The organism is bacterium (assembly GCA_019695305.1).
Lineage (GTDB): Bacteria > UBA10199 > UBA10199 > UBA10199 > JAIBAG01 > JAIBAG01.
The window spans coordinates 17,795-32,455 of record JAIBAG010000018.1 but is presented as its reverse complement, the minus strand read 5'-3'; the positions used below and the strand labels follow the sequence as shown (position 1 = coordinate 32,455).

Annotated in this window: 17 protein-coding genes; 7 read left to right on the top strand and 10 right to left on the bottom strand. The window is 43.0% G+C overall.

Features of this window, described 5'->3' with window-relative positions; translation table 11 throughout:
* Nucleotides 1-160 precede the first annotated feature (160 nt).
* The gene (locus K1X76_09005; protein ID MBX7149214.1) at nt 161-562 is read left to right on the top strand and encodes a hypothetical protein; all 402 of its coding nucleotides are present in this window, start codon (nt 161-163) and stop codon (nt 560-562) included.
* Between the two features lie 27 nt (nt 563-589).
* Here K1X76_09005 and K1X76_09000 read toward each other — a convergent pair whose 3' ends face one another.
* Entirely contained in the window at nt 590-739 is a 150-nt protein-coding gene (locus K1X76_09000; protein ID MBX7149213.1) for a hypothetical protein, read from the bottom strand.
* Nucleotides 740-866: 127 nt separating this feature from the next.
* Between K1X76_09000 and K1X76_08995 the strand changes: the two genes are divergently transcribed.
* Together K1X76_08995 and K1X76_08990 are read left to right on the top strand one after the other, a co-directional pair.
* Nucleotides 867-1,100, top strand: coding sequence for a ribbon-helix-helix domain-containing protein (locus tag K1X76_08995; protein ID MBX7149212.1), 234 nt, complete (start codon nt 867-869; stop codon nt 1,098-1,100).
* Between the two features lie 2 nt (nt 1,101-1,102).
* Nucleotides 1,103-1,501 (top strand): PIN domain-containing protein, encoded by a 399-nt coding sequence (locus K1X76_08990; protein ID MBX7149211.1) that lies wholly within the window; start codon nt 1,103-1,105, stop codon nt 1,499-1,501.
* Here the strand turns inward: K1X76_08990 and K1X76_08985 are convergent, their stop codons facing one another.
* Nucleotides 1,502-2,149 carry an MBL fold metallo-hydrolase gene (locus tag K1X76_08985; GenBank protein ID MBX7149210.1) on the bottom strand — a complete coding sequence of 216 codons (648 nt, stop codon included), beginning with the start codon at nt 2,147-2,149 and terminating at the stop codon, nt 1,502-1,504. It lies immediately after the preceding gene.
* 23 nt (nt 2,150-2,172) lie between these two features.
* Here K1X76_08985 and K1X76_08980 point away from each other — a divergent pair, with 23 nt between their 5' ends.
* Entirely contained in the window at nt 2,173-2,718 is a 546-nt protein-coding gene (locus K1X76_08980) for a cob(I)yrinic acid a,c-diamide adenosyltransferase (protein ID MBX7149209.1), read from the top strand.
* An 88-nt stretch (nt 2,719-2,806) separates the two neighbouring features.
* On the opposite strand, the gene K1X76_08975 is transcribed toward K1X76_08980, so the two are convergent.
* The 8 genes from K1X76_08975 to K1X76_08940 form a co-directional block, all read right to left on the bottom strand.
* The gene (locus K1X76_08975; GenBank protein MBX7149208.1) at nt 2,807-3,847 is read right to left on the bottom strand and encodes an isocitrate dehydrogenase; all 1,041 of its coding nucleotides are present in this window, start codon (nt 3,845-3,847) and stop codon (nt 2,807-2,809) included.
* A 57-nt stretch (nt 3,848-3,904) separates the two neighbouring features.
* Nucleotides 3,905-4,957, bottom strand: a complete 1,053-nt coding sequence (gene hisC, locus K1X76_08970) for a histidinol-phosphate transaminase (GenBank protein MBX7149207.1) — start codon at nt 4,955-4,957, stop codon at nt 3,905-3,907.
* Complete coding sequence (gene rpe / locus K1X76_08965; GenBank protein ID MBX7149206.1) at nt 4,957-5,613, bottom strand: ribulose-phosphate 3-epimerase; 657 nt, start codon at nt 5,611-5,613, stop codon at nt 4,957-4,959. Before rpe ends, hisC begins: the two co-directional genes overlap by 1 nt.
* A gap of 103 nt (nt 5,614-5,716) precedes the next feature.
* The gene (gene fmt, locus K1X76_08960) at nt 5,717-6,661 is read right to left on the bottom strand and encodes a methionyl-tRNA formyltransferase (GenBank protein MBX7149205.1); all 945 of its coding nucleotides are present in this window, start codon (nt 6,659-6,661) and stop codon (nt 5,717-5,719) included.
* A gap of 100 nt (nt 6,662-6,761) precedes the next feature.
* Entirely contained in the window at nt 6,762-7,307 is a 546-nt protein-coding gene (gene def / locus K1X76_08955; protein MBX7149204.1) for a peptide deformylase, read from the bottom strand.
* 14 nt (nt 7,308-7,321) lie between these two features.
* Nucleotides 7,322-9,319: a primosomal protein N' gene (priA, locus tag K1X76_08950; protein MBX7149203.1), complete on the bottom strand. Its 1,998-nt coding sequence runs from the start codon at nt 9,317-9,319 to the stop codon at nt 7,322-7,324.
* Nucleotides 9,320-9,516: 197 nt separating this feature from the next.
* The gene (gene galU / locus K1X76_08945; GenBank protein MBX7149202.1) at nt 9,517-10,383 is read right to left on the bottom strand and encodes a UTP--glucose-1-phosphate uridylyltransferase GalU; all 867 of its coding nucleotides are present in this window, start codon (nt 10,381-10,383) and stop codon (nt 9,517-9,519) included.
* A gap of 127 nt (nt 10,384-10,510) precedes the next feature.
* On the bottom strand, nt 10,511-11,392 hold the full coding sequence (locus K1X76_08940) for a formyltetrahydrofolate deformylase (protein ID MBX7149201.1): 882 nt from the start codon (nt 11,390-11,392) through the stop codon (nt 10,511-10,513).
* Nucleotides 11,393-11,579: 187 nt separating this feature from the next.
* Between K1X76_08940 and K1X76_08935 the strand changes: the two genes are divergently transcribed.
* From K1X76_08935 to apaG, 3 genes are all read left to right on the top strand, one after another.
* The gene (locus K1X76_08935; protein ID MBX7149200.1) at nt 11,580-11,867 is read left to right on the top strand and encodes a hypothetical protein; all 288 of its coding nucleotides are present in this window, start codon (nt 11,580-11,582) and stop codon (nt 11,865-11,867) included.
* Nucleotides 11,868-12,077: 210 nt separating this feature from the next.
* A complete protein-coding gene (locus K1X76_08930; GenBank protein MBX7149199.1) occupies nt 12,078-14,276 on the top strand; it encodes a thioredoxin domain-containing protein in 2,199 nt (732 codons plus the stop codon).
* On the top strand, nt 14,269-14,652 hold the full coding sequence (apaG, locus tag K1X76_08925; protein MBX7149198.1) for a Co2+/Mg2+ efflux protein ApaG: 384 nt from the start codon (nt 14,269-14,271) through the stop codon (nt 14,650-14,652). Before K1X76_08930 ends, apaG begins: the two co-directional genes overlap by 8 nt.
* The last annotated feature ends 9 nt before the right edge of the window (nt 14,653-14,661 follow it).

Below are 14,661 nucleotides of genomic sequence, written 5' to 3'. Positions count from 1 at the left end.
TTGTACGTACTTCACAGTGCGGATTGTATTTGGGCATATTTAGAATAAAATTTATAGGAGGTTTTTATGGGCTTTGCAGTAGCGCCACAACAAGTTAAAATGAGTGATATTACAACTCCGGATAGCGTTCCAACATATCCAGCCAGCATTGCCTGCGGAAATGCGATCGGTTCTTCCTACAGATTGTGAAACAATTACCAATCCCCAAGATTATAGGGCCGACCTGTCTGATGCGGCTGCATGCTATCAGGATGGGGCGGATAGAGCTAAGGCTCAAGCTTTGGCCTCTACTGATGAAACTACTCGCAGAGCATATGAAAGCGTTGCAAAAAATTGGAAAGAGAGGGGGCGGAATTATTCTGCTCAACGCTCCGCATTAGATGCTCTCGATAGGAAGCCTAAGAAAAAAGAAGCGGCGTGTTCTGCTGCACTTCCAAGTGTAGATTTTAGTGTTAAGCCGGGTGAAACAGAAAGTCAGGCTGCTTTGCGAGTACTATATGAAGAAGGTGATGTGAGTAGGGTTGAAGCGGCTAGGCGTCAAGTGTGTGAAAATAGATATTAATTAAAGGATAACTAATTTAATTTTTATTTACTGAATAAACGGATTAGCTTTTTTCTCGCGTCCTACGGTGGTATTAGGCCCATGGCCACATACCACCGTGGTAGTTTCATCCAGTGTCACAAGCTTAGTCTTAATCGAATCAATAATCTGCCCGTAATCACCGCCCCATAAATCCATCCTGCCGATGGTACGGTAAAAATCCCCGATGCTTTGGTGCCTTTTATGGATGGGATTGATATTATTAAGTAATTTGTAATATATTAGATATTGACAATTATATTATACAAATATACCATTATAAATCATGAATATATCGGTTTATTTAAATGATGTGATTGTCAAAAGGATTGATCGAGAAGCCAAAAAAACAAAGGTTTCGCGTTCGGGAATTATTCAATCTATTCTCGAAAAAGAATTATTACAGAAGGAAAAAACGGGTGTGTTTGATGATGTATTTGGAATTTTATCCCCAAAAGAAGCAGATGATATGATGAACACCATTTATTCTTCACGTCAAAATAGTTCGCGTTTTAAATAAGTATGTCGCACATTCTCGATACCGATACCTATATTTATCTCACTCAGGGTAATAAAAATATTTTTTCAAAAATAAAAGAAATTGGGGAAGAAAATATTTTTTTGTCGGCCATTACAGTTGCCGAATTATATTATGGGGCATTTAAGTCCAAGAAAGTTTCTGAAAACTCCTTTGCCATTCAAAAAAATATCGAGAAACTACAGATTCTTAATTTCACCAAAAGTACGGCTAAAATATATGGTAGGTTGAAGGCTACTCTTAATAGCCAAGGCATGCCCATTGATGATATGGACTTAGAGATTGCTTCTATTGCCATTTCACATGGCTATACGCTCGTTACTCATAATCAGAAACATTTTAAAAATATTGCCGAGCTTCTTTTGGAGGATTGGTTCGAGTAATTACTGGATAAACGGATTCACTTTTTTCTCCCTCCCCACAGTCGTATTAGGACCATGGCCACATACCACCGTGATAGTTTCATCCAGTGTCACAAGCTTAGTCTTAATCGAATCAATAATCTGCCCGTAATCGCCGCCCCATAAATCTGTCCGGCCGATGGAACCCATAAACAAAGTGTCACCGGCAAATAAAAGATCTTGTCCGTTATTAAAACCTTTGGCCAAAAAACAGAGCGAACCCGGTGTGTGGCCGGGGGTGTGCAACACTTCTATTTTTTGATTTTTTCCCCAATCCAAAATATCACCCTGGGTTAAAAAGTGATCGATGGGTTTTACGTTTTTATCTACATGTAAGCCCAACATTTGCCCCTGCATTTCCATGTTTTCGTATAGGAAGAGATCATCTTTATGCAGGCCAATGGTTCCGCCGGATTTTTGTTTAACAAAGCTTGTTGCTCCAATGTGATCGAGATGCGCGTGTGTGTGGACGATGTATTTTACTTTAAATCCTTTGGCGTTAATTTCTTTTACAATGCGTTCGCCTTCATCGCCCGGATCCACCACAATGGCATCACCCGTTTCGGGATCTCCCAAAATGGTGCAGTTGCATTGAAAAGCGCCTACTGGAAATGTTTTGACAAAAAGCATGAAAAATCCTTTATGTTTCTATTATGACAAAAATCTATACCAAAACCGGTGACGACGGTACAACCTCTTTGTTTGATGGAACTCGTGTTAAAAAAGATAACCCCCGAGTGGATGCTTATGGGGATGTGGATGAGCTGAACTCGGTTTTGGGTGTGGCCGCTTCGTTTATTAAAGACGAAAAAACTCTTTCGCTTCTCTATTCTATCCAGCGCGATTTATTTGCTTTTGGGGCCAATATGGCTAACCCCAAGCATAAAAAGCAAAAGGAAAAATCCGATTTTACCGATACTAAAATTACATTTTTAGAAAAAGAAATTGATGCCATGGAAGAAAAAATGGAACCCCTTAAGGCGTTTATTTTACCGGGCGGGTCGCATGGATCGAGCTTTCTTCACATGGCGCGTACGGTATGCCGCCGGGCCGAACGCAATATTATTGGTTTATCGGAGAGTGAAGAAATTGATGCTGTGTTTATTAAATACATCAATCGCTTGAGTGATTTTTTATTTGTGCTGGCGCGCTTTGTGAATTTTAAAGAAGGGGTTAAGGATGTACCTTGGGATTCATAAGAGTAACCCACCCTGTCCCTCCCTTAATCTAAGTGAGGGAACTTTCTTAGCCCCTCCCACTTAGATTAAGGGGGAGGAAGGGAGGGGGTTACTTCTTCTCTTTAGAATACTTCTCAAACTCTTCCCCAAACTTCTTAATCAACACGCTCGTAAAATCAGTACACGATAATTTTCCACCCAAATCCACCGTGCATTGTTTTTCGGCAATGAGGCTGCGTAGAGCGAGCCTAAGGCTGTGTCCTAAATCGTAGCGATCAATATGGTTGAGGAGCATTCCAAAAGCTAAGAGGGCCGCCGCTGGATTCACCTTGTTCTGGCCTGCAATATCCGGAGCTGTGCCGCCGGCCGGGTCGAACATGGCCATCGTTACTTTGTTGTTTGCATCAAAAGCATAATTGGCCGAAGCGCCTATTCCTAAGCTGCCTACTAAACCGCAAGCCATATCGCTCAAGAAATCGCCATATTCATTAAGACACACAATTACATGGTAATTTTGCGGTTTAATAATCATTTTGGCCAGTAAGGCATCAAAGAGTTCTACATCATGTTTTACTTCGGGATATTTTTTTGCAATGGCATTAACCGCATCTTCAAAAAGTCCATCGGTTACTTTTTGAATGGTATATTTAGAGGCCGAGGTGACTCCTTTGCCTATTTTTTGCCCTAAACCAAAGGCAAATTCGGCCGCTTGCAAACAGGGTTTACGGTCTACCACGCGGAGCGACACGGCTACATCCGGGCTTACCATCTCACCACCGTGCTCGTAAGTGCCACCGGTAGCCACGCGGATAATATGCACTTCGACGTTTTCTTTAAAATTGGAATTAATACCGGGAATGGAAATAACCGGGCGGTGAATGACGGAAAAATCAAATAGGTTGCGCAATTTAGCGTTGGGGCTTTCTCCCTTGGTGACTGTGGGGTATTTAAAAGCGAGCTTCGTTTTATTGAACGATTTCTCGGCGTCTTCGTAAACTTTAGCGCCCATTTTTTGCCGGTTTTCAAAGGTTAAATCTACCGGTTCAAACTCAAATTTAATGGGTAAAATGGCTGCAAAATCGTGGATAGATTTGGAGAGCTCAGGCCCAATGCCGTCGCCCAAAAACTCGGTAATTGTAATTGTCGACATAATTCCCCCTCAAGATGAAGGTATATGGTAACAAAAGACCTGTTATCTTCCAAATGTTTATATTGCCTTTTTTAAAGCACTCAGGAAGGCGTTGTTTTCTTCTTTGGTGCCAATGGATACCCGTAGGGTTTTGGCTAGCGTGGTGGGGTTGCTCACATCTCTTAAAATAACACCCTCATTCAGCACTCTTCTAAATACAGTTTGCGAGTCTTCGCATTTAAAAAGCACGAAGTTAGCCTTGGTGGGGTAAACAGTAATGCCTGGAATATTTTTCATTTCTTCCACCACACGGTCGCGCTCTTTGCAGATGTCGCTGGTGTAGTTTTCTACATATTCGGGGTGGTCTAAAACGGTATCCACGCAGGCCGCTGTCAGTTTACTGATACAAAAAGGCAGCAGGCACTTTTCAATTTGGGTGGCAATATCCGCATCGGCCGCCAAATAACCAAAACGGACGCCCCCCATGGCAAAAGCTTTAGAGAATGTGCGAAGCACAATCAGGTTATCGTATTGACGCACCCAATTAATCACGGTTGTTCCCGAAAAGGGGTAGTAAGCTTCGTCTACCACAACAAGGCACGGGCATTCTTCTACAATGGCCCGCATCATATTAAGGTTATATAAATTTCCCGTGGGTGCATTGGGGTTAGCAATAAAAAGGACTTTTGGTTTTTGCTTTTTTACAGTGGCAATCAAGGCATCGCGGTCAAATTCAAAATTTTCGTCCAAGGGGTATTTAATAATGGTGTTGCCCAAGAGCTGACCTTGCAGCTCGTACACCGAAAACGTGGGGTCGAGCACCATGATTTTATCGTTTACGGCACAGGCCATGATGATGGCTTGGATGAGCACATTGGATCCATTGGCAAACACCAGATTATCGGGCCAGAGGTTTAAGAGTTTCGCGAGTTTTTTCTTAAGCGGCACAATATCGCCTAGCGGGTAGCGGTTCCAAGGGGTTTGCAGCAGTTTTTCGATAATTTCGGTTTTAAGATGAACAGGAATATCCCACGGCGATTCGTTTTGATTAAGCTTAATGCCTTCTTCGGTTTTTAAGTGATAGGCGGGAGCGTCTAAAACAGCTTTTCTGATTTTTTTCTCGATAGACATTAGCTGATGGCTTTCTTCATCTCATCAATAGTCTTTTTATAATTGCCGCTGCCATAAATGGCTGAGCCGGCTACAAATACATCGGCACCTAATTTGGCGAGTTCACCAATGTTATCTACTTTTACACCGCCATCAATTTCGAGCAGAATCTTTTTGCCCGATTTATCAATGAGCGCCCGCAGATCACGAATTTTATCTTTGCAGTAGCCAATAAACTTTTGCCCGCCAAACCCCGGATTAACCGTCATCAATAACACATAGTCCACCATGCCCAATAAATTATCGAGCGATAAAAGAGAGGTGGCCGGGTTTAAAACTATGCCGGGTTTAGCGTCCAATTCGCGGATTAAATTAAGGGTGCGGTCTAAATGATAGCCTTGTTCAACATGTACCGACACATGCGTAGCGCCGGCTTTAATGAAGTCGGCCACATAACGTTCGGGGTTTTCAATCATCAAGTGCACATCAATGGGCAGCTTGGTCACTTTTTTAACGGCTTCTACAATGAGGGGCCCAATGGTGATATTGGGTACAAAGTGGCCGTCCATCACATCGACGTGAATCCAGTCGGCGCCGGCGGCTTCAACGGCTTTAATTTCTTCGCCTAAGCAGGAAAAGTCGGCTGATAAAATGGAAGGGGCAATGAGTTTTGTCATATATTCTTTTTTCCCCTCCTTTGTAAGGAGGGGCTAGGGGAGGTAGCCCACTTTTGGCTACCCCCTGTAGTCCCCCTTACAAAGGGGGACGCTAAGAGTAAGTCTATTCAAATTTGTCACCCGGATTTAAGCGTAAACCGCGGGCACATTCGGCAGCATTCATTTTCTTTTTGCCTTCTAATTGCACGGTTTTTAAGAGAAGGCAACCGGCGTTTGTTTTTAACACAATGCCGTCAGATTCCAAGGATACCAAAGTTCCGGCTACTCCTGAAGCATTGTTTTGGACGGGACTTGCTTCAAAAACTTTGAGAATTTTCCCCTGAATGCTTGTGTGGGCAATAGGCCAGGGGTAAAAAGCTCGTACCAGGCAATCCAATTCATGGGATGTTTTAGTCCAATCAATTTTTCCCTCCGCTTTTTTAATGCTGGGCGAAAAGCTTACCTTGCTTTCATCTTGCTCTACGGGTTTTAATCCATCAATTATTTGCGGAATAGTTTTAGTCAAAAGATCGGCCCCCACCGTGGCGGCTTTGGCCATAAGGCCTTCGCTGGTATCGGTTATTTCAATGGGCAACGTGGCTTGAGAATACACTGGGCCTGCATCCATTTTTTTAATCACCCGCATGATGGACACCCCGGTTGTTGTATCTCCATTAAGTAGCGCATATTGAATGGGAGCCGCGCCACGATAGGCAGGCAAGAGAGAGCCGTGAACATTGACGATATCTATTTTAGGGATTTGTAAAATAGTATCCGGTAAAAATTGGCCGTAGGCTGCTACTACAATAAAGTCAGGAGCTAGTTCTTTTAACTCTTCGATAGTTTTAGTGTCTTTAATAGAAGGTGGCTGAAACAAGCGCAGCTTGTTCTCGCGGGCGTACACAGCACACGCGCAGCTTGTTTCTTTTAAGCCACGTCCAGCCACTGTATCGGGCTGAGTGACTACGCCTACAAGAGGGTAACCACCAAGGTGGAGGGCTTTTAAAGATTCCAGCGCAAAAGCCGGCGTGCCCATAAAGAGGATGGTTGGTTTGTTAGAAAGGGTCATTCGTGCGTTCGATGATTCGTACGTTCGTGCGTTCGTACGAAGAATTATATTTTTGTGTTTTTAATCGATCGCACGAAAGCACGAACGTACGATCGCACGATCAAAGAACTTTTTCCAAATCTTTTTCATCCTTCGCAATGCGGATGCGTTTGGTTTTGTACAAGTCTCTGTCAACACTACTTAAACGGTCGGCCAACAAGGTTCCATTTAAGTGATCAATTTCATGTTGAATGCACACGGCTTTTAAATCGGTGGCCTTGAGTTCCTGCGGGCGGCCTTCTAAATCCAAATATTTCACCACAATATTTTTCTGGCGGTCGACCAGCACGATAAGTTCAGGGCATGACAAGCAACCTTCTTCGTACTGAATTTTTCCATCACCGGTAATAATTTCCGGATTAATTAAAGCGACGGGATCAGGATGATATTTTTCTTCATTGATTTTATCTTGAATAGGGACATCCACCACAATCAGCCGTATGTTCTCGCCAATTTGCGGTGCGGCTAAACCAATGCCGTTTTCCACGTACATGGTTTCCATCATGCTCTCGGCCAATTCGCGGATGGTTTTATTGACTTCAATAACGGGCTTTGATTTATTTTTAAGCCGCTTATCGGGGTATTTGAGTACATTTAATAACGACATAATTTCTTTAAATACTATATCATACTCATCGGGTCCACATCAACGCTCACCCTAATTTTAGAGGGTTTGCCAATCATATCCAAAATTTGCCGGCACACCTGATGAACGGGTCCTTCTTTAGTGCCTTTTATTAAAAGATGCCAGCGGTATTGATTGCGTATCTTTTCAATGGCTTGTGGGGCGGGGCCCAAGACGCTGACGGGGAATTTTTGTTTTTCTAACTTACGCTCTAAATCGCTGCAAAAGCTGGAGAGAATATTTTGCTGCGGGCTGGATAGTTTTATCGCGATCATACGGCCGTAGGGCGGATAGCCCCATTCGCGTCTAAAATCGGTTTCGGTTTTAACAAAACGCGCATAGTCATTCTGTGAGGCGCAATCGATGCTGTAATGATGCGGGCCATAGCTTTGAATGATGACATGCCCGGGTTTATCGCCGCGGCCGGCGCGTCCTGAAACTTGGGTGATGAGCTGAAAGGTGCGTTCGGCACTTCTAAAATCGGGCAGTGATAACGCCAAATCAACGCCCACAATGCCAACGAGGGTGACACCGTGAAAATCATGCCCTTTGGCAATCATTTGCGTGCCTAACAAGATATCAATTTTTCTATCGGCCAATTGTTGCAAAATATCCGCCATGGCATTTTTCTTTTTGGTGCTGTCGCGATCGAGTCTGGCCACGCGCGCTTTTGGAAAAAATACTTTTACCTGTTCTTCAATGGTTTGAATGCCGGTCCCTAGCATGGTGATTTTGGGCTCGCCGCAGAGTGTGCATTTATCGGGGCGTTTTTCTTTATGATCGCAATAATGACACAGCATATAGCTGCCATGCTTGTGATAGGTATACGGCACACTGCAATGTGGGCAGGTGAGCGCTTTTTCGCAGGCGGTGCAAAAGATAGCGCTGGCATAACCGCGTTTGTTTTGCAAAATCATCACTTGCTCGCCTTGCTTTAATTTATATTCAATGGCCTTTATCAGTTCTACAGATAGATCAAGTGGTGAAGTGGTTTGCCGCTTTTGAGCGGCCATGTTCACTACTAAAACCTCGGGCATTTTTTGTCCGGTGGCGCGCGTGGTGAGAGTGTGTATTTTGAGTTTTCCTTTTTCTACATTGGCCATGCTTTCCAGTGAGGGAGTGGCAGATCCTAACAGAACAATTGCCTTTTCCATCTTGGCGCGTACCATGGCTAAATCGCGGGCATGGTAGCGGAAGCGTTCTTCCTGCTTGTACGAGCTATCGTGTTCTTCGTCGATGATGATAGCGCCTAAATTTTTAAAGGGAGCAAAGAGAGCCGAGCGTGTGCCAATGATCATTTTATTTTCGCCCGATTCACATTTAAGCCACTCTAACAGACGCTGGTTTTGCGTGAGATTACTATGAAAAACCCCCATTTCATTTCCAAAATGTTTTTGAAAACGAGCCAACGCTTGAGGGGTGAGACCAATTTCGGGAACCAGCACCATCACCTGTTTGCCGCTTTTTAAAATATGTTTGGCAAGTTCAATGTACACCTCGGTTTTTCCCGAGCCGGTGATGCCATGGAGAAGATGAGCTGAGTACTGGCCTGTATTGGAATCTTGAATAAGCAAATCCAAAGCGCCTTTTTGTTCGGGGTTTAAAGTAACGGTTTGATGAGGTGTATCTAAAACGGTTTGCGATTGCGCGCGTGATTTTCTGGTGCGTATTTTTTCGTCGCTGACAGCTTCAAAAAGTGGTGATGGGATGGCGGCGGCCAATACTTCGCCCAGTGGCGCCATGTAATATTGAGAAGCCCACAAGAGCCATTCTAAATAAGCAGGGGTGAGCAAAGGAGTTTTGTCGAGTACCTGATAAATGCCCTTGGTTTTAGTTTTTTCGGGGTTTGCATGGCTTTTAAACACAAAGCCAACAGCCTTTTTTGTGCCTAAAGGAGTGAGTACTCTTAGCCCTGTTTGTAGCGGGTTTGAGCTATGATAAGTGAGCGCTTTATTGAGCGGTATCGGTAGAATTATGTCAATAAAATCAGTCATTTATATATAAAACGTCAAAAATTTAACTTTACTATTCTAATAGTCAAAAAAAATTGTATAATACATGATGGATGGACGATCACCCCTGCCGCACGGTAGGGGCCTGCCAGAGAGCAAGCGGGGGTCAGTAAAAAGTCTACCTTTTTCACCGGGTAACCGGTGTTTACTCCGCTTGCTCCTTCCTTTATATAGAAGAATTATCTTTCTTTCTGCAAATCCAAAAACTTTTGAATGGCGTCTTTAGTTTCGGGATGATGAAGGGCGTAATGGATATTGGCTTCAACAAAGCCGGCTTTGTTGCCCACATCAAAACGTTCGCCTTCAAATTGGTAGGCGTAGAGTTCTTCGTCTTTTAATAAACTTAAAAGCCCATCGGTGAGCTGAATTTCACCGATAGCGCCTGGAGAGGTTTTTTCTAAATGTGTAAAAATGCTGGGTGGCAACAGATAGCGTCCTATAATAGCTAAATTAGACGGAGCTACATCACGTTTGGGCTTTTCAATAACGCTTTCAATTTTACCTACGTGTGCTGTAAGTGGGTGTGCCTTTACCACTCCGTACATGCTTACTTGTTCCCATGGCACTTCCATTACTGCAATGGCGCCGGCGTTGTAATCGTTAAGTGGTGTTAACATTTGGGTGGCGCATGGAACAGGGTTAGAAATTAAATCGTCGGGCAAGAACACAAAAAACCAATCGTTACCCACGGCTTCTTTGGCGCACAAAACGGCATGCCCCAAACCACGAGGGTGATCTTGATAGACCACACGATACGTCGCTTTTTTATTAAGAGCCGTAATCGATTCGAGCAAGGCTTGTTTGTTGGTTTTGGTGAGCTGTTCTTCAAGAGCAGGGTGCGATTTAAAATGATCGGCAATACTTTCTTTGCCTTTGGAAATGACAAAAATAATTTCTTCGCAGCCGGCAGCGATGGCTTCTTCTACAATATATTGAATGCCGGGTTTATCAACAATAGGCAATAATTCTTTGGGAACCACTTTTGTAGCGGGAAGAGAACGGGTACCAAAGCCCGCGGCCGGGATGACTGCTTTTTTAACTTTCATGGGGGGCCGTTTCACTTAGGAGTTTAAAGTTTTCTAAATATAACTTTTGTGGCTCCTAAGTGCTATCAGTCTGTTTAAAATTTAATGGTGCTGATTAGTAAAGGAAAGAGGTTAAAAAGTAAAGCGGCTATTCTTCGGCTTCCAGCAGCTCTTTTTTGCCATGGAATACTTTTCCGCGGCGTAGGAAGAGTGCATCTTTTAAAAACAGGTTCACAGCACGGCATAACACGCGCGCTTCCTGGGCTCGTCCTTTTTTAACAATATTTTCCAAAGTATCCTTGGATTTATGAATATTAAAAGCGCCCTGCGCAATAATGGGGCCTTCATCCAAATCCATGGTGGCAAAGTGAGCGGTAACGCCCACCACTTCAACGCCTTTATTAAAAGCCTGCTCGTACGATTTGGGCCCCGGAAAAGCAGGTAAAAGTGATGGATGAATGTTGATGATTTTCCCCTCGTATTTAAAGGTGAATTCGGGCGATAAAATTTGCATGTAGCGCGCTAAAACAACAAGATCGGTGTCGTATTTATCTAAAAGCTCCAATACTTTTTCTTCGTGCTCCTTTTTTACTTTGGAGGGCACATGAAAGAAGGGGATGTTGTGCATGCGGGCAATGCCTTGGAGATCGGGATGATTGCCAATTGCCACCACAATTTTACCCATCGAATTCTTTTTAGCGATGAGTTTAATAAGAGCTTTTAAGCAATGGTCTTCTTTAGTAACCAGGATAGCCACGTTTTTTACCTGCTTTTTATCGAGCGGAATAAATTTGGATTTAGTGCCAACGCTTTGGGCGCAGATTTCTAGCTCTTTTATAAAAGAGCCCAAGGTTCCCTTAAGATCGGTGTAATCAGCCAGTATGGTCATCACCAAATAATCGTCGTGAACGCGCTGATCAATATCTTCAATATTTACCTGATTTTTAAAGAGAAATTGGGTGACGGCCGCAATGATCCCTTTGCGATCTGTCCCTTCAATACGAATTTGAGCAACTTTTTTTGACTTCATCCGATATACCTACGTCTTGATTATGTAAAATACAGGACAGGGGTACGGTGGTCAATAACTATTTGAAAAGGTTACAGATTTGTAAAATGTCGTGAAGCGTCATTTAGAGTCTTTACAGGATAAAAAAAAGAGTGCTACACTGGCGCATCTTAAGTAAGTTCATCCAACATTTTACAAGAGGGAAAATATGAAATTTAACAATTTATCACGTGAAGCTGTAAGTGAACTCTTGATGTTTTTAGCCGAAAACGAATCCTTTGATTCTATCAAAAAGCAAAAAGGCGTAACGCGCCAGGATGTAGTTGAAATTTTTAAGGAAATTTCAAAACAATTGATGGAGGAAGAGCTTAAAGAAGGAGTGGAACAACGGGTTCAATTTAATGATTCCGAATTTTCACCCAAGGTGCAAGCTCTCATTTCTAGCCTTAGTCCCCGCGAAGAAATGCTTTTGTTTAAATCTTTTAAGATACTCTAACGTTAATACTCTCTGTTGTTGTTCTCCTTGAAATTAGGTTCTCAAAAGTAAAGAAGCCCTTAAAGTGTGCAGCCATTTTAAGGGCTTTTTTATTGCCTCCGCCGTCCAATAAAGGACCATCTGCGTTGTTGCCCTTCCTCAGGAATCCTCAACGTACTTTTCAGTACGTCTCCGGTCCCTTCGTCAGGGCGCCTAGCATCTGAGCCTTTCTTGAACGGCTCTCCGATTCTTTTGTCTTTTCTCGACATTTTTAGCATCATCAGTTACACCCATCCGGTGACACAAAAAACTCATCCTTCACGCTTGGTTGGATTAGTAGTGCTCATTCTTACCTTTTACATGGCCTGGCGCTACTATGGAGGAGAGGTGAATCACATCAAAGAAGAAGGCTCTAAACCCATGAACCATTTAGCCAAAGAAAAAAGTCCGTATTTACTTCAACACAAAGATAATCCCGTGCACTGGTATGCGTGGGGGCCACAGGCTTTTGAGGCGGCAAAAAAGCAAAACAAACTCATATTTTTAAGTATTGGTTATAGCACTTGCCATTGGTGCCACGTGATGGAGCACGATTCATTTGAAAAGCAAGAAGTGGCAGATGCTTTAAACAAAGATTACATTGCCATTAAAGTAGATCGCGAAGAACGCCCCGATGTGGATCAAATTTATATGGATGCGGTAGTGGCTATGACGGGGCGGGGCGGATGGCCTATGAGCGTGTTTTTAACACCCGATTTAAAACCTTTTTATGGCGGAACCTTTTTTTGGAAAGATCAGTTTTTAAAGGTTTTGGAAAAAATTCAGGAAGCCTGGCTTACACAAAAAGATGAAATTTTTAAAACGGCCAATGATCTTACCGCGCATTTATCGGCCGATAGTACTTCTTCCCAAAATTTACCCACACAAAAAGCCTTTATGGAGGCGCTGCATGTTTTTGGAGCGCGTTTTGATCCGGTTTATGGTGGTTATTCGGGAGCCCCCAAATTTCCGCGTAGTATCGATTTAAATTTACTGATGCGCATTTTTCGTCGCACGGGTAATGCCGAATCGTTGCATATGGTAGAGTTAACGCTCGATAAAATGGCACAAGGTGGAATGTACGATCATGTGGGTGGCGGTTTTGCCCGTTATTCTACCGATACCAAATGGTTGGTGCCACACTTTGAAAAAATGCTCTACGATAATGCTCTGCTTACACTTACTTATTTAGAAGCGTATCAGCTTACAAAAAAAGAACATTACAAAATAATTGCCAGAGAAACACTCGATTATGTGTTGCGCGATATGACAAGCTCCGAAGGGGGCTTTTATTCGGCCGAAGATGCCGATAGTGAAGGCGTGGAAGGAAAGTTTTATTTATGGACAATAGCGGAGTTACAGCAAATTCTTTCCGATCAAGAGTATGAGGCTATTGTTAAGGCATACCATGTACAACAAAATGGAAATTATCATGCAGAATTTGAAGAAGGTATAGAAGGTGGAAATATTTTGTATGCTACCGATAATTTAATTTGGGATTCTAAACAAAGCGGCCCATTAAAAGCAGCGCTTCAAAAATTATTTGAGGTGCGTGAAAAAAGAATTCATCCCCATAAAGACGATAAAATTTTAACTGATTGGAATGGTCTTATGATTGCCGCCATGGCCAAGGCTTATGCGGTTTTGGGCGATGAGCGTTATTTAGAGGCGGCACAAAAGGCGGCATCTTTTATTCAAACTCATCTCGATAAACACGATAAACTTTTACGTCGTTATCGCGATAAAGATGCGCGTGTTCATGCCATGTTATCCGATTATGCCTATTTAAATTGGGGGCTCATCGAACTCTTTTTGGCCGATGGCGATGCCCGTTGGATGAGCTGGGCCCAAAGTTTACAAAGCCGTATGGATGCATCATTTTGGGATGAAAAAAGCGGTAATTATTTTTATGGACGGGGCGATGATAGCTCGCTTGTTATTCGCAGCAAGGAATTACACGATAATGCTACACCGTCGGCCAACTCGGTAGCGCTTTATAATTTGGTTAAATTAGTGCCGCTTACGGGTAATGGTGAGTATCAAACTAAAGTAGACGCAATGTTTAAAAGCTTGGGTGATAAACTTATTAAATACCCGGCCGGTTTTGCCATGGCTATGCTGGCGTTTGATTATGAGACAGATATCTCTAAAGAAATTGTTATTGTTGGGGACGATCAATATATATTAGAAGCCATCAACAGGGGTTTTTATCCTAATATTATGGTTGTGAGTAAAAATAAAAGTAATGAAAATTTAGCTTTAATGAAGGGGCGCATGGCTCTGGACGGAAAAACCACTTACTATGTTTGTGAAAAATCGGTATGTAATGCACCCACAATCAACGGAATAGATGTGTTAAAGCAATTAGAAAAAGTAAAACCCTATGAGTGAAGCTATTACCCGCCATATACGCGTACGTGTTAATGCCCATTATGTAGAAGACGAATCGGTTCCCGAGGATGACCATTATTTTTTTACCTATCATGTCACCATAACCAACGAAGGCAATATCCCGGCGCAGCTCATTAGCCGTCATTGGATTATTAGTGACGGTAACGGTGGACGCGAAGAAGTAAAAGGTGCGGGTGTAGTGGGTTATCAGCCGGTATTAAATCCTGGTGAATCATTTGAATATAGTAGTTTTTGCCCGCTTAAAACCCCGGTTGGTACCATGCAAGGTACGTATCAAATGATTGATGCGCAAGGAAATATGTTTGATGCCGAAATAGCCAGGTTTTCGCTTATAAAACCCGGTGTGATGCAGTAGGTACAAATA